At 69.6% G+C, this 15,301-nt stretch carries 15 protein-coding genes; 7 read left to right on the top strand and 8 right to left on the bottom strand.

Going from position 1 to position 15,301, the window contains the following annotated elements:
- The first annotated feature begins 63 nt into the window (after positions 1-63).
- The gene (locus N8J89_RS24965) at positions 64-345 is read left to right on the top strand and encodes a DUF3040 domain-containing protein (protein ID WP_283659437.1); all 282 of its coding nucleotides are present in this window, start codon (positions 64-66) and stop codon (positions 343-345) included.
- 52 nt (positions 346-397) lie between these two features.
- Here the strand turns inward: N8J89_RS24965 and N8J89_RS24960 are convergent, their stop codons facing one another.
- A complete protein-coding gene (locus N8J89_RS24960) occupies positions 398-1,354 on the bottom strand; it encodes a hypothetical protein (RefSeq protein ID WP_283659436.1) in 957 nt (318 codons plus the stop codon).
- 203 nt (positions 1,355-1,557) lie between these two features.
- Here N8J89_RS24960 and N8J89_RS24955 point away from each other — a divergent pair, with 203 nt between their 5' ends.
- Positions 1,558-2,151, top strand: coding sequence for an MmpS family transport accessory protein (locus tag N8J89_RS24955; protein WP_283659435.1), 594 nt, complete (start codon positions 1,558-1,560; stop codon positions 2,149-2,151).
- Between the two features lie 52 nt (positions 2,152-2,203).
- Here the strand turns inward: N8J89_RS24955 and N8J89_RS24950 are convergent, their stop codons facing one another.
- The 6 genes from N8J89_RS24950 to N8J89_RS24925 form a co-directional block, all read right to left on the bottom strand.
- Positions 2,204-3,712 carry an FAD-dependent oxidoreductase gene (locus N8J89_RS24950; protein ID WP_283659434.1) on the bottom strand — a complete coding sequence of 503 codons (1,509 nt, stop codon included), beginning with the start codon at positions 3,710-3,712 and terminating at the stop codon, positions 2,204-2,206.
- 3 nt (positions 3,713-3,715) lie between these two features.
- The gene (locus N8J89_RS24945) at positions 3,716-4,591 is read right to left on the bottom strand and encodes an AurF N-oxygenase family protein (RefSeq protein WP_283659433.1); all 876 of its coding nucleotides are present in this window, start codon (positions 4,589-4,591) and stop codon (positions 3,716-3,718) included.
- A 101-nt stretch (positions 4,592-4,692) separates the two neighbouring features.
- On the bottom strand, positions 4,693-6,420 hold the full coding sequence (locus tag N8J89_RS24940) for a glycoside hydrolase family 35 protein (RefSeq protein WP_283659432.1): 1,728 nt from the start codon (positions 6,418-6,420) through the stop codon (positions 4,693-4,695).
- A gap of 8 nt (positions 6,421-6,428) precedes the next feature.
- The gene (locus N8J89_RS24935; RefSeq protein ID WP_283659431.1) at positions 6,429-7,700 is read right to left on the bottom strand and encodes an ABC transporter substrate-binding protein; all 1,272 of its coding nucleotides are present in this window, start codon (positions 7,698-7,700) and stop codon (positions 6,429-6,431) included.
- Positions 7,697-8,512, bottom strand: a complete 816-nt coding sequence (locus tag N8J89_RS24930) for a carbohydrate ABC transporter permease (RefSeq protein ID WP_283659430.1) — start codon at positions 8,510-8,512, stop codon at positions 7,697-7,699. Before N8J89_RS24930 ends, N8J89_RS24935 begins: the two co-directional genes overlap by 4 nt.
- 35 nt (positions 8,513-8,547) lie before the next feature.
- The gene (locus N8J89_RS24925; RefSeq protein WP_283659429.1) at positions 8,548-9,432 is read right to left on the bottom strand and encodes a carbohydrate ABC transporter permease; all 885 of its coding nucleotides are present in this window, start codon (positions 9,430-9,432) and stop codon (positions 8,548-8,550) included.
- Between the two features lie 104 nt (positions 9,433-9,536).
- Here N8J89_RS24925 and N8J89_RS24920 point away from each other — a divergent pair, with 104 nt between their 5' ends.
- From N8J89_RS24920 to N8J89_RS24900, 5 genes are all read left to right on the top strand, one after another.
- Entirely contained in the window at positions 9,537-10,571 is a 1,035-nt protein-coding gene (locus N8J89_RS24920) for a LacI family DNA-binding transcriptional regulator (RefSeq protein WP_283659428.1), read from the top strand.
- A gap of 805 nt (positions 10,572-11,376) precedes the next feature.
- The gene (locus N8J89_RS24915; protein WP_502868327.1) at positions 11,377-12,159 is read left to right on the top strand and encodes a hypothetical protein; all 783 of its coding nucleotides are present in this window, start codon (positions 11,377-11,379) and stop codon (positions 12,157-12,159) included.
- 33 nt (positions 12,160-12,192) lie between these two features.
- The gene (locus N8J89_RS24910; RefSeq protein ID WP_283659426.1) at positions 12,193-12,966 is read left to right on the top strand and encodes an SDR family NAD(P)-dependent oxidoreductase; all 774 of its coding nucleotides are present in this window, start codon (positions 12,193-12,195) and stop codon (positions 12,964-12,966) included.
- Positions 12,963-13,772: a histidinol-phosphatase gene (locus N8J89_RS24905; RefSeq protein ID WP_283659425.1), complete on the top strand. Its 810-nt coding sequence runs from the start codon at positions 12,963-12,965 to the stop codon at positions 13,770-13,772. Before N8J89_RS24910 ends, N8J89_RS24905 begins: the two co-directional genes overlap by 4 nt.
- 30 nt (positions 13,773-13,802) lie before the next feature.
- Positions 13,803-14,906 (top strand): inositol-3-phosphate synthase, encoded by a 1,104-nt coding sequence (locus N8J89_RS24900; RefSeq protein ID WP_252484366.1) that lies wholly within the window; start codon positions 13,803-13,805, stop codon positions 14,904-14,906.
- Between the two features lie 145 nt (positions 14,907-15,051).
- Here the strand turns inward: N8J89_RS24900 and N8J89_RS24895 are convergent, their stop codons facing one another.
- Complete coding sequence (locus N8J89_RS24895; RefSeq protein ID WP_252484367.1) at positions 15,052-15,300, bottom strand: phosphopantetheine-binding protein; 249 nt, start codon at positions 15,298-15,300, stop codon at positions 15,052-15,054.
- Position 15,301 lies beyond the last annotated feature (1 nt).

The following is a 15,301-nucleotide window of genomic DNA, read 5'->3' as shown; positions in this document are numbered from 1 at the left end:
TCCGGGTGGATACTGGCGGGTGATCGAGGTAGTACCCGTGAGCAACACGGGCGGAGGCCGCGAATGGCACTACGAGATCACGAGCAGCGCGCTCTGGACGAGATCGAACGGCGGCTCGCCGAGGAGGATCCGCGCCTGGCGGCCCGGTTCCTCGGCCTGTCCGCACCCAGCGCCCGCACCCGGCACGCGGCGCTGGCCCTGCTCGGCGTGCTGGCCGCCTACGCCCTCGGCCTGGCCGTCCTGGTGATCGGCATCTCCGCCTCGCTCACCACGCTGGTGGTGCTGGGCTCGGCGATCAGCGCGGCGGTGCTGGCCGCGTTCACCTGGCAGCGGCTGCGCCGCTGATCCCCAACCGGGCCGGGCACGGCCGGAAGGAGCCCCGGCCGTGCCGCTGTGCTCAGGCGCAGTGCCAGCGCAACGCGCCGCGGCGCTCGCCGATGCTGTGACCGAACACCGTGTTGTCGTCGGCGACCTTGGCCACCCTGGCCTCGGTCGCGCCCGCGGGCAGCGGCAGTTCGCCGAGGAACCTGGTGTCCTGCCACACCGCGACCGGCCCGAAGCTGTCGCCCACCTGCCCGGCGATGAGCCCGTGGCGGTTCACCGCGCTGATGCTGCTGGCGCCCTCCCGGTAGGTCACGGTCCCGGTGCGCACGTCCCACACCCAGGTCCGGTTGTCCCTCAACCTGGTGCCGTAGACCTTGCCGTTGACCAGACCGGCGCTGAGCACGCCGTTGCTGAACTCCGCAGGCGCGATCAGCTGCCCGTCGCGCCACACCGCCGCGTTGTAGCCGCCGCCGAGCAGGACCGTGCCGTCGTCCTCGATCTCGTAGGCCGAGGCGAGCAGCAGGCTCGGCGGGTCGATGACCACGGGCGCGGTGCCGGAGGCCGGCCAGTGCACGGCTACGTTGCGCCGGTTGTCCTCGCGGCGGACGTCACCCACCACGTCCCCGTTGTCGGCGATGGCGACCGCGCGCACGTCGGACATGCCCGGCGGGACCGGCAGTTCGCGGTAACCGGTCTCCGGGGAGTGGGTCAAGGGCACGCTCACGTTCGAGCCCGGACGCAGCCCGTTGACCACCTGCACGCCCGCGGCGTTCATGTCACCGGAGGTCGCGTACCGCATGCCGGCCGGCTTCGCCTGGATGTGCGGCACGCCCTGCTGCCAGCGCACCAGCACCGGGCTGGAGCTGCTGGCGTAGTAGCCGGAGTAGTTGCCCTTGCCGTCGACGCCGGTGACCTGGATGTAGGCCGGGTCGTAGCCGTCCGGGGCGGTGACCTGGGAAACCTGCCAGGTGCAGTCCGGAGCCGCGGCCGCTGGTGGTGATTCGGCAACGTTGTAAACGGGCTGCACCACCAAGTGACTGCATTCGGCCTAGTAACTCGCGCCCTCGCCGCCCTGCTCCGGCGAAGCTCAAGTGTCGCTCGAGCTACCGCCAACCGGGTGACAGCGGGCGCGATTAGCCACGCGTTAGCGACGAGATGGTCATGCTCTGCGAGATTGTCGCTCTTGTCAGAACGCCCACAGCGCCGCCGTGGGGCTTCGAAAGGAACTCGTAAGTGTCCGATCCCAACCCCTACCAGTCATACCAGCAGACCCAGGTCGAGCAGCCCAGCAACGGGCTGGGCATCACCGGGTTCGTGCTGGGCCTGGTGGGACTGCTCCTCTCCTGGATCCCGTTCATCGGGGTCATCGCCTGGCCGCTGGTCATCCTCGGCCTGATCTTCTCCGTGATCGGACTCATCCGGGTCAACAAGGGCCGCGCCAACAACAAGGGCATGGCGATCGCCGGTATCGCGGTCTCCGCGATCGGCCTGCTGGTCTGCATCGCCTGGGCCGCGTTCTTCGGTGCCGCCGTCAACCAGGTGAGCAATGAGATGGAGCGGGTGGCCAAGGTCGAGTACGAGATCACCGGCACCGCCACCGAGGTGGACATCACCTACGGCGAGCTGGGCAAGTCCCAGCAGGAGAAGGCCACCAGCCTGCCCTGGACCAAGCAGCTGGAGAACAAGGGCCTGATCAAGGGTGGCTCGCTGATGGCCACCTCCGGCGCCAAGGGCGGCACGCTCACCTGCAAGATCACCGTGGACGGCAAGGTGGTCGCGACCAAGACCGCCGAGGGCGCGCTCAGCGTGGTGTCCTGCATCGGCTGATCGAGGCGAACGACGGGGCGGGGCGGCTGTGGCCACCCCGCCCCGTTCGCGTTCAGCTCGCCGTCCGGCCCAGCAGGCGCGAGGTGAGCCGCCTGCGCCGTGGCCGCAGCTTGCCGGCGACCGCGTCCGCGAGCAGCGATCCGATCGTTTCACCCGCACATGCCTTGTTCGCGCCGATGCCGCCGCTGGGCCCGCGTTTGATCCAGCCGACCACGTAGGTCCCCGGCCGGTCCGCCACCCGTCCCTCGTGGTGCGGGATGGTGCCGCTGTCCTCGTCGAAGGGCAGTCCCGGCACCGGGATGCCGCGGTAGCCGACCGCCCGGACCACCTGGCCGGTGGCGATCTCGGCCTCACCGTCCGGGCCGGTGACCCGCAGGCCGCGCACCTCGGTGTCGCCGAGGACCTCCCGGGGCGCCGAGTGGAACCGCAGCACGATGCGGCGGCGGCCCGGCGGGGGAGGGGCGGCCAGGTCCACGGGTTCCCGTTTGAGGCCTTGCAGCAGACCGGCCTTGTCCAGCGCGGCGGCGGCGTCGATGGCCTGCGCGGTGCGGGGGTCGGCGTCGTCGACCACCACGTCCACGTCCGTGCGCTGGATCAGCGCGAGCAGTTCCGGGATGGTGTACGCGGCCACCTCGGGGCCGCGCCTGGCCAGCAGCACGACCTCGCGGACCTTGCTGGTGTGCAGGCGCGCCAACGCTTCCGGGGCGATGGTGGTGCCTTCGAGGGTGCGCGGGTCGGCGGTCAGGATGCGGGCCACGTCCAGGGCCACGTTGCCGTTGCCCACCACGACCACCCGCTCCGCCGAGGGGTCCACCGCGTCCGCCGGCACATCGGGATGGCCGTTGTACCAGGCGACCACGGTGGTGGCGGCCAGGCTGCCGGCCAGCTGCTCGCCGGGGATCTCCAGCGAGCGCGCCGAGGAGGCGCCGACGGCGTAGATCACCGCGTCGTGCCGCTGGGCCAGCTCCGCCGCGGTGACCTCCGCGCCGACCCGCACGCCAAGGCGCAGCCGCAGCCTCGGGTGGTCGTGGAAGCGGGCGAAGGTCTCGCCGATCTTCTTGGTGGACGGGTGGTCCGGCGCGACGCCGTAGCGGATCAGCCCGCCGGGCACCGGCAGCCGGTCGATCAGCGTGACCCTGGCGTTGGTGTGCAGCAACAGGTCCGCCACCGCGTACATGCCGGCCGGGCCGGTGCCCACCACCGCGACGTCCAGCGCCGGGAAGTCGGCCGGGATGGCGCGGGCGAACTCCGGTGGGTCCCAGTCGTGGAACATCGGCGCGTGCTCGGCGCTGGCCAGGGCGGGCGGCCGGTCGGCGTAGTAGTCGGCGTTGATGCGGGCGTAGGGCTTGAGCGGGCCTGGCAGGTCGGCGACCGGGAAGATCGCGTCGACCGGACAGGCATCCGCGCAGGCGCCGCAGTCGATGCAGGCCTTCGGATCCACGTAGAGCATTTCGGTGGTGCCGAAGCCCGGCTCACCCGGGGTCGGGTGGATGCAGTTGACCGGGCAGACCGCGATGCAGGACGCGTCGTTGCAGCAGGTCTGGGTGATCGCGAAGGCCATCGGTCAGATCAGGTTCGCGCGCTGGTAGAACCAGGTGGCGGGCTTGGTCAGCAGACCGGCGGAGTTGAGGAACTCCATCAGGCCCGCGCAGCTGGAGCGCATCATGGACTTGTACTGCTGGTTGGCCTTGGCCTCGCGCAGCGCCCGCTTGGTGTCCAGTCCGGCGTTGGCGTAGACCTTCGGGTTCACCATGCTGGTGACGATGAAGTAGGACACGATGGAGACCACCAGCGCGTCGATCTGCCTGCGCAGCCAGCCCGCGCCGCGCAGCCGCTCCTTGGTCTCCTCCCTGGCGAACTTCATGTGCCGGGACTCCTCGACCACGTGGATGTTGTTGATGGTGCGCACGAACGGGGCCACCCGCTCGTCCCGCATCCAGTCCCGCTGCATGACGTCGAGGACCTCCTCGGCGACCAGGATCGAGGCGTAGGCGGACTCCCCGGTGGCCACCGTCTTGAAGATCCGGCCCAGCTCCACCACCAGCCTGCTCGGCCGGTAGGCGGGCGCGCCGAGCTTGGCCGCGCCGCGGGCGAACATGATGGAGTGGCGGCACTCGTCGGCGATCTCGGTCAGCGCCCACTGGAAGGCCGGGTCGGTGGGGTCCTTGGCGTAGAAGTCGCGCAGCACCATCTGCTGCAGGATCATCTCGAACCAGATCCCGGTGCTGGCCACCGAGGCCGACTCCTGGCGGGTCAGCTCCCGCTGCTGCTCGGGGGTCATCTCCGCCCAGTAGGCGGTGCCGTACAGGCTGCACCACTCCGGGCTCATGCCGTGGTGGGACTCATCCAGCGGCGTTTCCCAGTCGACCTCGGTTGTGGGGTCGTAGGACAGCGCCTGCGACGAGTCCAGCAACCTCTGCGCAACGGCCTGGCTGGTCATGAAGACTCCTTAGAAGCCGGGTACCTGTTACTCGTCGTTACTGTAACCAAAAGTAACACACAGAGCGGGTGTTGGCCCAGGCCTCATGACCAGCCGAAACGTCATTCCTCCAGTTCACCGAGATCAGGATGCTCGCGCAGGGCCACCACCGGGGCCCTGGTCGCGTGCAGTTCCAGCACGACGATCTCGTTCCGTCCCGGCCGCAGCACCGGTGCCGGGACGTAGAGCGTGCGCTGCGGGCCGCGGGACCAGTAGCGGCCCAGCGGGAAGCCGTTGACCCAGGCGTTGCCCTTGGTCCAGCCGGCCAGCGCCAAGAACGTGTCGGCGGGCTCGGCCAGTTCCAGCGTGCCGCGGTGGAAGACCGGACCCAGCCCCGGCGGCTCGTCCGTGAAGTCGAGCCCGGACAGCTCGGTCAGCTCCAGCGGGTGCGCGGTCCAGCCCAGCAGCTCGGTGCCGTTGGCGCGGACCGGGCCGAGCAGGCCCTTGCGGTCGTGGATGCCCGGCCCGTAGTTGACCCGGCCCTGGTTCTCCACCAGCAGGGCCAGCACCGCGCCCGGCCGGACCCGGCAGCGCAGCGTGTGCTCGTGGTTCTCCCGTTCCAGCACGCCGACCGGCTGGCCGTCCAGGAAGGCCTGCACCCGGTCGCCGAACTCGCTGACCTCCAGGGTGATCGGCCCGTCCTGGGCCAGCACCGTCTCGTACAGGGTGAACCCGCTGGCCTGGCCCAGTTCCTCCATCGTCGGCGGGGTCAGGAACCGCCGTCCGCCGCCGAGCGCGGCCACCGAGTCCAGCAGCGACACCGACTCGGTCAGCTGGATCTCCGGCACGGACAGCTTGCGGCCGGGAGCGGGGACCGGTTCGTCGGGCACCGGCGCGTAGCGGGCGATGACCTCGCGGAAGGCGTGGTACTTCGGCGCCGGGTCGCCCGCCTCGTCCAGCGGGGCGTCGTAGTCGTAGGAGGTCACCGTCGGCCGGTAGGTGCCCTTGTCGTTGGCGCCGTTGGTGAAGCCGAAGTTGGTGCCGCCGTGGAAGAGGTAGATGCTCACCGAGGCGCCCGCGCCCAGCAGTTCGTCCAAAGTGGACGCCGCGTCCCCGGCAGTGCGCGTCCGGTGCACGCCGCCCCAGCGGTCGAACCAGCCGTCCCAGAACTCCGCGCACACCAGCGGCCCGCTGGGCTGCACCTCGCGCAGCCGGGTCAGCGCCTCGGTGGCCCGGCTGCCGAAGGTCGCGGTGGCCAGCACCCCCGGCAGCGCGCCCTTGACCAGGTCGCCCGGCTGGTCGCAGGTGAACAGCGGCAGGTTCACCCCGCCCGCGCGCAGCATCCCCGCGACCGCCTCCAGGTAGGCCGTGTCCTCGCCGTAGGCGCCGTACTCGTTCTCCACCTGCACCGCCAGCACCGGCCCGCCCAGGTGTGGCCGCACCTTCGGCAGCAGCTCGGCGAAGTAGTCCGCCACCGCGGCCAGGAAACGCGGATCGGTTGTGCGCAAACGGATGTCCGGTTCGGCCAGCAGCCAGGCGGGCAGTCCGCCGCCGTCCCACTCGGCGCAGATGTAGGGGCCGGGGCGCAGCAGCACGTGCAGGCCCTCGGCCGCGGCCAGGTCCAGGAACCTGGGCAGGTCGGCGATCCCGTCCCAGTGCCACTCGCCGCGGCGCGGCTCGTGCAGGTTCCACGGCACGTAGGTGTCGATGGTGTTCAGGCCCATCAGCCGCGCCTTGCGCAGCCGGTCGGCCCACTGGTCCGGGTGCACCCGGAAGTAGTGCAGCGCGCCCGAGATCAGCCGGAAAGGCTTGCCGTGCAAGGTGAAGCCGTCTTCGGTCAGAGCCAGCATGCCGGTGCTCATCCTCCGGTGGTGATGGTGAAACCCTGCTCGCGGCCGTAGTCGGCGATGCGGCGCTGCCAGTCGGCCAGCGCGGGACCCAGGGCGGTGCGGTTGACGATGGCCTGGCCCACGGTGTCCTTGAACTGGGTGTTGGCGTAGGGCTGGTACGGCAGGTAGTGCCAGCCGGGCCGCACCCCGTCCGAGGCCGCGGCGAAGACCCGGTTGGCCCGCTGGCCGCCGAAGAAGGGCAGCTCCTGGTCCAGGAAGGCCGGATCGCGCAGCAGCGCGCGGGTGGCCGGGAACAGGCCCAGCTCGCGGTTGAGCAGGCCCGCGCCCTCGGGTTCGGCGTTGAGCCAGGTGGCGAAGGTCAGCGCGGCGGCCTGCTGCTCGCTCCCCGCGACCACCGCGACCGAGGAGCCGCCGTTCTCCGCCTCGCCCGGGCTGTCCTTCGGCATCGGGGCCACCGCCCACTTCCCGCTGGACTCCGGGATCGCGTGCGCCAGGTTCGCCGGCGCCCAGGCCCCGGCCAGCCAGGTGGCGTAACGGCCGGCCGAGGCGGCCTTCCACCACTCGTCGGTCCAGCTCGGCACCGGCGCCACCAGCTCCTCGCGCAGCAGCGTGGACCAGGTGTCCGCGACCGCCCGCGCACCCGGCGACCCGGTGAGGTCCAGGGTCACCGAAGTGTTGTCCCGCAACCGGAACGGCGTCGCGCCCGCGTGCCACAGCAGCCCGTCCACGGTGCCGGGGTCGCCGGGGTCCAGGAAGCCGAGGCGGACCTGTGGGTCGGCGGCCTTGATCCGGCGGCCGGTCTCCACGTACTCCGCCCAGGTGCGCGGCGGGGTGAGGCCGAGCCGGTCGAAGACGTCCCTGCGGTAGAACATCACCATCGGGCCGGTGTCCTGCGGCACGCCGTAGACCCGGCCGCCGATGCTCACCTGCGCCCAGGCCGAGTCGGTGAACCGGTCCCGCAGGGCGTCCGCGCCGAGGGCGGAGAGGTCGGCGATCTGCTTGGTGACCGCGAACTGCGGCAGTGCGGAGTACTCGATCTGCGCCAGGTCCGGCGCGCCGCGCCCGGCGCGCACCGCGATCTGCAGCTTGGTGTAGGTGTCCTTGGTCTGCCCCGCGTTGACCACCTTCACCCGGATCCCGGGGTGGGTGGCCTCGAACTTGCGGGCCAGCGCGTCCATGCCGGGCACCCAGGTCCAGAAGGTCAGCCGCACCCCGTCCTGCACCGGGGCGGCACAGCCGGTCAGCAGCAGGACGGCCAGCAACAGCGCGCGCATCCTCATCCCTTCACCGCGCCGGTGGCCAGTCCGGACTGCCAGAACCGTTGCAGGAACAGGAAAGCCACCACCAGTGGCACGATCGCCAGCAGGCTGCCGGTGAGCAGCAACGGGTACATCGCCTCGCCGCCGCCGGAACCGCCGTTGGCCAGGGCGTTCCACTGCCGCAGCCCGACGGTGAGCGGGAACCGCTCCGGCGTGCTCAGCATGGTCAGCGGCAGGAAGTAGTTGTTCCAGGTGGCCACCAGCGCGAACAGCAGCACGGTGACCAGGCCGGGGGCCAGCAGCCGCAGCGCGATGGTGCCGAAGATCCGCAGCTCACCCGCGCCGTCCAGCCTGGCCGCCTCCAGCAGCGAGTCCGGCACCGCCTCCAGGGCGTAGGCGCGCATCAGGTACAGGCCGAACGGGCTGGCCAGCGAGGGCAGGATGACCGCCCACGCGCTGTCCACGATGCCGGCTTCGGCGAAGAGCAGGTAGGTGGGCAGGGCCAGCGCGGTGCCCGGCACCGAGATCGCGCCCAGCACCAGCAGGAACAGCCAGCGCCTGCCGGGGAAGTCGAACTTGGCCAGCGCGTAGCCGCCGAGGGTGGCGATCAGCGCCGCGCCACCGGCCCCGGCCACCGCGTAGAGCAGGCTGTTGCCGAACCAGCTCAGGTAGATCCCGTTGTCGTAGGCCAGCACCCGCTTGATGTTGTCCCACAAGGAGAACTCGCCGCCGAACCACAGCCCGAAGGAGCTGAACAGGTCGGCGTCGGACTTGGTCGCGCTGACGAACAGCCACACCAGCGGCAGCAGCGCGTAGCCCAGCATCAGCAGCATGGGCAAGGTGAGCGCGAGTGAAGGACGGCGCTGTTTCATCCCTGGCGCTCCCGGCGTTCGGTGACCGTGTGCACGACGTAGGCGATCACCACGGTGACCAGGCCCACCAACACGGCGATGGCGGCGGAGTAGTCGAAGCGCAGGCCGTCGAAGGCCAGGTTGTAGGCGTAGAGGTTGGGCGTGTAGCCGGTGGTGATCGAGGCCGGGGCCAGGCTCTGCAGGATGCTGGGCTCGTTGAACAGCTGGAAGCTGCCGATCACCGAGAACACCGTGGCCACCAGCAGCGCCGGGCGCAGCGCGGGCAGCTTCACGCTCCAGGCCACCCGCAGCGGGCCCGCGCCGTCGACCTCGGCCGCCTCGTAGAGCTCGGGCGGGATCGCGCGCAGCGCGGCGTAGCAGATGAGCATGTTGTAGCCGACGAACTCCCAGGTGACGATGTTGCCGATGGCGGCGAGCAGCCAGGATCCGCCGAGGAAGTCCGGCAGTGACAGGCCGAGCAGCTTGCCGAGCTGTCCGGCCAGGCCGAAGTCGGTGCCGTAGAGGTAGCCCCACATCAGCGCGGCCACCACCGCGGGCACCGCGTAGGGCACGAACACCCCGGCGCGGAACAGTCCTGGCCGCCACAGCCTGCCGCTGTCGATGGCCAGCGCCGCGACCACCGCGAGGCCGAGCATCAACGGCACCTGCACCACGAGGAAACCGGTCACCCGCAGCAGGCCCGCGCCGAAGACCGGGTCGCTGAGCGCCTTGAGGTAGTTGTCCAGGCCGACGAACACCCGCCCGCCGACCAGTCGCTCGTGGAAGAGGCTGAGGTAGCCCGCGTAACCCAGGGGCAGCACCACGGTGGCCAGGAACACCAGCAGGAAGGGGGCGAAGAACGCGTACCCGGTGAGTGCGGTGCGCCTGCGCTGAGAACTCACGATGGTCCGCCTCGCAGGGTTATGTTTACGTAAACATCGATCTGGTGCGGACAGTCTGGGAGTGCCGCCGCGCGGTGTCAAGAGGGACTGGAATGATGTCCGGCATGGTCAGAAGGGACCGGGTCAACTCGGTGCGCCGCCCGTCCCAGGGCGATGTGGCCCGGCTGGCCGGGGTGTCCGCGCAGACGGTGTCCAGGGTGGCCAACGAGCACCCCAACGTGGACCCGGCCACCAGGGAACGGGTGCGCGCGGCCATGTCCGAACTGGGCTACCGGCCCAACACCGCGGCCCGCGCGCTGGTCACCGGCCGCTTCGGCATGATCGGCGTGGTCAGTTTCGACATCGGCGACCTCGGCAACGCCCGCACCTTCGGCGCCATCACCGCCGCCGCGGGCGAGGCCGGGTTCTCGGTCAACTTCATGGGCGTGCGCGCGCGGACCGAACAGGCCGTCTCCGAGGCGGTGGACCGGCTGGCCGTGCAGTCGGTGGACGGCATCGTGCTGATCGAGTCCCGCATCCTCGACACGCCCGCGCTGACCCTGCCCTCCGCACTGCCGGTGGTGGTCGCCGACGGCGACCGCGCGCACGGCTACCCCGGCGTGGACATCGACCAGGCCGACGGCGCCCGCCAAGCCGTCAACCACTTGCTCTCCCTTGGCCATGACACGGTCTGGCACCTCTCCGGCCCCTGCGACTCGCACGCCGCCCACCGCCGCGAACACGCCTGGCGGGACACCCTGCGCGCGGCCGGGGCCCCGGTGCCCGAACCGGTGCGCGGGGACTGGTCACCGGCCTCGGGGTACGAGCGGGGCAAGGCGCTGGCGGCCGATCCCGAGGTGCGGGCGGTGTTCGCGGCCAACGACCAGATGGCGCTGGGGCTGCTGCGCGCGCTGCACGAGGCCGGCCGGTCGGTGCCGGGGGAGGTCAGCGTGGTGGGCTTCGACGACATCCCGGAGGCGGCCTACCTGCCGGTGCCGCTGACCACGGTGCGCCAGGACTTCGCCGAGATCGGACGGCACTGCGTGGAACTGCTGGTGGAACGCATGGCCAATCCCGGCGGACCCGCGCGGCACCTCGAGGTCCCCGCCAAACTGGTGACGCGGTCGAGTACGGGAAGGCCGGCGGTCAAGGGCCATTAGCAGGACGTCGGCCCGGGTTTCGCAGTACTGAGTATTCGCTTCTCAATACCGAGCGTGCTCGCGCTGCCCCGACGCGTCCGTCTTGTCCCGCGCGCGGCAGTGCGATTGGTCACTTGTCACTGGTCCGCGGCGCGCCTGCTGCTCGCATCAAGATCGCGGAGCGTTACCAGGTCCGTGCGCAAGGTGCCGGTAAACGCTGTACATGTTGAAGGTGGGCACTCTACCGGGTTCGGGGGCGGAAGTCCCGGAAGTTTTCGAAAATTTCGTCAATGGTGCACTTCTGGTCAACTCGATCATCGCTCGATTATGGTTGCAGCCATCGGGGTGAATTCGTGCAACTGGGTTGTCTGGACAACTATCGTGTGATAATGGGCGCGGTGGTCCGGTGATTCCTGAGTGCGACCACGTCACCCATTTCGCGCGCACGAACTGGGGTTGGTCAATGATGAGGTACGACAGGTTGCCGCCGGGGCAGGTGGCGCGGGTGCGAAGTAACAGACCAGTTTCGCGGAGCTGATCCGCGGTGCCGGATTGACTCGTACTTGTGCGTCACACATGAGCCTTTGGGGAATTCATGAGTATTTCTGACCCTGTTCAACCTTTGGGGTCTGGCTCCGGCCTGGAAGAAGTCGCGCCGAACTCGTGGCGCATTCGTCAGCTGGAGCGAAGTCCAACCGAGATCATTCCGATCAGCTCGCTGCGGCCGTCTGACTCGCCCCGGCTGAGTGGTGAGAACAAGGAGCACGTCAAAGTCCTCGCCGAATCCGAGGCACCTTTGCCGCCGATCATCGTGCACCGCTCCACCATGCGGGTCATCGATGGCATGCACCGGCTCAGCGCGGCCGTTCTCCGCGGCTGGGACGAGATCGAGGTGCGATTCTTCGAGGGCGGCGAGCAGGACGCCTTCGTCTTCGCGGTGGAGGCCAATGTCACGCACGGCCTGCCGCTGTCGCTGAACGACCGCACGGCCGCGGCCACCCGCATCATCGGTATCCGGCCGCAGTGGTCCGACCGCATGATCGCCACCCTGTCCGGGCTCTCGGCCAAGACCGTGGCCGCGATCCGGCGGCGTTCGAGCGAGGAAAGTCCGCAGTCGAACGCCAGGGTGAGCCGGGACGGCCGGGTGCGCCCGCTCAACGCCTCCGCCGGTCGTCAGCTGGCCAGCGAGCTGATGCGGGGCAACCCCGAGGCCTCGGTCCGGGAGATCGCCAGGGCCGCCGGGGTGTCCCCGTCGACCGTGTGGGACGTCCGCGAGCGCCTGCGGCAGGGCGAGGATCCGGTGCCGGCCAGGCACCGCGGTCTCACCCAGCCGAAGAAGCAGCCGAGGGCCGAGGTCGCCACCCCGCCGCGGCGGGAGGCGCCGGACCGGGGCCAGATCATGGACATCCTGCAGAAGGACCCTTCGATCCGTTCGAAGGAAAAGGGCCGCCAGCTGCTGCGCTGGCTCAACTTCCACACCGTCGACCTGTCGCAGGTGGACCAGTTGGTCAACGACTTCCCGGAGCACTGCTCGGGAATCATCGCGAAGCTGGCGCGGGTCAACGCGGAAACGTGGAACGAATTGGCGAACCGGCTGGAAAAAGAGTGACCGCGCACTACACCGGCAGTGGAAGGCGAGAGAATGCAGGGGCTTGACGGCAAGGTGGCGATCGTCACCGGTGGCGCCCAGGGAATTGGCCGCGCGACCGTGGACCGGCTGGTGGCCGAGGGGGTCGCGGTCACCATCGCGGATGTCAGCGACGATTACGGCAAGGCCGCCGAAGCGGAACTGACCGAGGCCGGTGGGCGGGTCTGGTACGCCCACACCGATGTCGCCGACGAGGAGTCGGTCATCGCCGCGGTCACCGGGACCGCCGAGCAGTTCGGCCGGGTCGACTTCCTGGTGAACTGCGCCGCGGTGTTCATCATGCGCGGCCTCGAGGCGACCGTGGACGAATGGCGTCGCATCATGGACGTCAACATCATGGGGCAGGCGCTGTGCGTGAAGCACGCGGCGCCGCACATGGCCCGGGCCGGTGGCGGCTCGATCGTCAACATCGCCTCCATTTCCGGCCACATCGCCCAGCCCGGATACCTCACCTACAACGCCACCAAGGCGGCGGTGGCCAACATGACCCGGTGCATGGCGCTGGACCTGGCCGATTCCGGGATCAGGGTCAACGCGGTGAACCCGGGCACGGTCTGGAACGCCAACAACGAGCGCTACCACCGCGAGGAGCTCGGCCTGACCAGGGCACAGGCGGACCAGCACCCGGACATCGGCGGCAAGCACATCCTCAAGCGCACCGCCGACCCCTCGGAAATCGCCTCCACCATCGCGTTCCTGCTCTCCGCCGAGGCCAGCTACGTGACCGGGGAGAACCTGATGGTCGACGGGGGCTACACCGCGCTATGACCACCTTCGACCTGCACACCCACCATTCCCGGTGCGGGCACGCGCGGGGCGAGCTGCGCAGCTACATCGAGGCGGCGATCAGCCACGGCCTGGACATCATCGGGGTGTCGGACCATTCGCCGTTCTTCGCCGACCCGGCCGAGCAGCCGCTGCCGGGGGTGGCGATGGCGAAGTCGGAGTTCCCGGCCTACCTGGACGAGGCCATCCGGCTGCGCGCGGAATACCGCGATCGGATCAAAGTCCTGGTCGGGGTCGAGTCCGACTACTTCCCGGAGCACGCGGAGCTTTACGCGAGCATCTACGCCCGGTATCCATTGGATTATGTGATCGGTTCGGTGCACGTGCTCGACGGTGTCGACCTGTTCCGCAGGGAGCGCTGGCAAGGAGCGAGCAAGGCTGACCTGCGGAAGGCCAAGGAAGATTACTGCGACCTGGTCGCGCGTTCGGCCAGTGCCGGAATGTTCGATATCCTTGGCCACATCGACGTGATCAAGGCGGTCTGTCCGGAAATCGCGGAAATCGACACGCCGGCGGTCGACACAATGCTTGACGCGATCGTGGCGGCCGATGTGGTCGTCGAGGTGAACACCTCAGGCAAGACCAAGGACTGCGGTGGTTGGTATCCAGCCGATGACCTGCTGGAACGCGCCCGGCGTCGAGGGGTCAAGATGACCTTCGGCTCGGATGCGCACGACCCGGAACGAGTAGGGGAAGAGCACGAGCTGGTCCGGAAGCAGTTGAAGGAAATGGGCTTCCGGGAGTGGTACGTCTTCGAACAACGACGTCGGATCCGTCTGCCGCTGTAGCAGCTGCCATCAGGACAAAGGAATCGCAATATGACTGACGCCAAACCCACCGGTTCCGCTGAGGTGCGAGTCGCCCTGGCCGGAGTCGGCGGCTGTGCTTCCAGCATCGCGCAAACCGTCGAGCTGGCCGGCCGCAGTTCCGAACAGCTGCACGGCATCATGTACCAGGAAATCGGCGGCTACCGCCTTTCCGATGTGAACTTCGTGGCAGCCTTCGAGGTCGACAAGCGCAAGGTCGGCCTGGACTTCGCCAAGGCGATCGTCACCGCGCCCACCGCGGCGGTGGCGCACGTGCACGTCGAGCCCAAGGGCCTGACCGTGGAGGCCGGGCCGCTGCTGGACGGCATCGAGGGCAAGCTGGCCGCGGCCATCGACCCGCACCCGGACTGCGCGAACATCACCGTCGAGCACGTCACCCAGCGCCTGCGCGAGGTGCGGGCCGAGGTGCTGCTGTGCGTGCTGCCCACCGGTGCCACCGCGGCGGTGCAGGCCTACGCCCGCGCCGCGGCGCTGGCCGGGGTGGCCTTCGTCAACGCGACGCCGGAGCCGGTGGCGCACGACCCCGAGCTGGTGGCGCTGTTCGAGGCGAACTCGGTGCCGCTGCTGGGTGATGACCTGCGCAGCCACCTGGGCGCGACCACGCTGCACACCGCGCTGCTGGAGCTGTTGCAGTCCAGGAACCTGGCGATCACCAACACCTACCAGCTCAACATCGGTGGCAACACCGACTTCCTCAACCTGTCCGACCCGGTCCGGGCGGCCGGCAAGATCCGTTCCAAGGGCAGCGCGCTGAAGGCGGCGGGCATCGACGCCACCAAGGTGATGGCCGGTCCCAACGGTTACGTCGAGTTCCTCGGCGACACCAAGACCTGCTTCCTGCGGATCGAGGCCACCTCGGTGCTGGACTCCCAGCTCAACATCGAGATCCGGATGGAGGTCGAGGACAGCCCGAACGCCGCCGGTGTGCTGGCCAACGCGGCCAGGGTCGCCAAGGTGGCGCTGGACCGCAAGCACGCCGGTGTGCTCGACGAGGTGTGCCCGTTCCTGTTCAAGCGCCCGCGTTTCGGCGCGCCGGAGTCGGTCGGCCTGGAGAAGTTCACCGGGTTCATCGAGGGCGCCGTCCAGGCCAGCTGAGCCTGGCGACTCTCGAACCAGTGCGGTCGGTGTCCCAGCGACACCGGCCGCATTGCCATGCGCGGAATTTCCCAGCAGGACAACAAAAAGCGCCTGTGCACCCCCGGGAGGCGGGAGTGCACAGGCGCTTTTGCCGTGCGGTGGTTCAGGAGCGATCCGCGAGTCCGGAGATCACCTTCCACAGCGCGCCCGCGGTCGCGAAGGTCTCCGCGGAGAGCTCCTCGTCCGGGAAGCTGATGCCGTAGTGCTCCTCCAGCTCCAGCAGCAGGTCCACCGTCTGCAGCGAGTCCAGGCCGAGGTCCGCCAGGCCGGCCGCCTCAGGCAGCTCCGCCTCCGCGCCCAGTGCGGGCAGGTGCTGCCGGAGGATCTTCTCGAAGCCGGGTTCCCATTCCATG

The sequence above is a fragment of the Crossiella sp. CA-258035 genome (assembly GCF_030064675.1).
GTDB lineage: Bacteria > Actinomycetota > Actinomycetes > Mycobacteriales > Pseudonocardiaceae > Crossiella.
This window is presented reverse-complemented; position numbering and strand designations above follow the sequence as displayed.

Bases quoted from the DNA above. Each gene is read 5' to 3' on its own strand.
- N8J89_RS24900 (WP_252484366.1), top strand. From the start codon at position 13,803: ATGACTGACGCCAAACCCACCGGTTCCGCTGAGGTGCGAGTCGCCCTG.
- N8J89_RS24920 (WP_283659428.1), top strand. From the start codon at position 9,537: ATGGTCAGAAGGGACCGGGTCAACTCGGTGCGCCGCCCGTCCCAGGGC.
- N8J89_RS24915 (WP_502868327.1), top strand. From the start codon at position 11,377: ATGCGGGTCATCGATGGCATGCACCGGCTCAGCGCGGCCGTTCTCCGC.
- N8J89_RS24895 (WP_252484367.1), bottom strand. From the start codon at position 15,300: ATGGAATGGGAACCCGGCTTCGAGAAGATCCTCCGGCAGCACCTGCCC.
- N8J89_RS24905 (WP_283659425.1), top strand. From the start codon at position 12,963: ATGACCACCTTCGACCTGCACACCCACCATTCCCGGTGCGGGCACGCG.
- N8J89_RS24965 (WP_283659437.1), top strand. From the start codon at position 64: ATGGCACTACGAGATCACGAGCAGCGCGCTCTGGACGAGATCGAACGG.
- N8J89_RS24940 (WP_283659432.1), bottom strand. From the start codon at position 6,420: ATGCTGGCTCTGACCGAAGACGGCTTCACCTTGCACGGCAAGCCTTTC.
- N8J89_RS24935 (WP_283659431.1), bottom strand. From the start codon at position 7,700: ATGAGGATGCGCGCGCTGTTGCTGGCCGTCCTGCTGCTGACCGGCTGT.
- N8J89_RS24945 (WP_283659433.1), bottom strand. From the start codon at position 4,591: ATGACCAGCCAGGCCGTTGCGCAGAGGTTGCTGGACTCGTCGCAGGCG.
- N8J89_RS24930 (WP_283659430.1), bottom strand. From the start codon at position 8,512: ATGCTGCTGATGCTGGGCTACGCGCTGCTGCCGCTGGTGTGGCTGTTC.
- N8J89_RS24910 (WP_283659426.1), top strand. From the start codon at position 12,193: ATGCAGGGGCTTGACGGCAAGGTGGCGATCGTCACCGGTGGCGCCCAG.
- N8J89_RS24950 (WP_283659434.1), bottom strand. From the start codon at position 3,712: ATGGCCTTCGCGATCACCCAGACCTGCTGCAACGACGCGTCCTGCATC.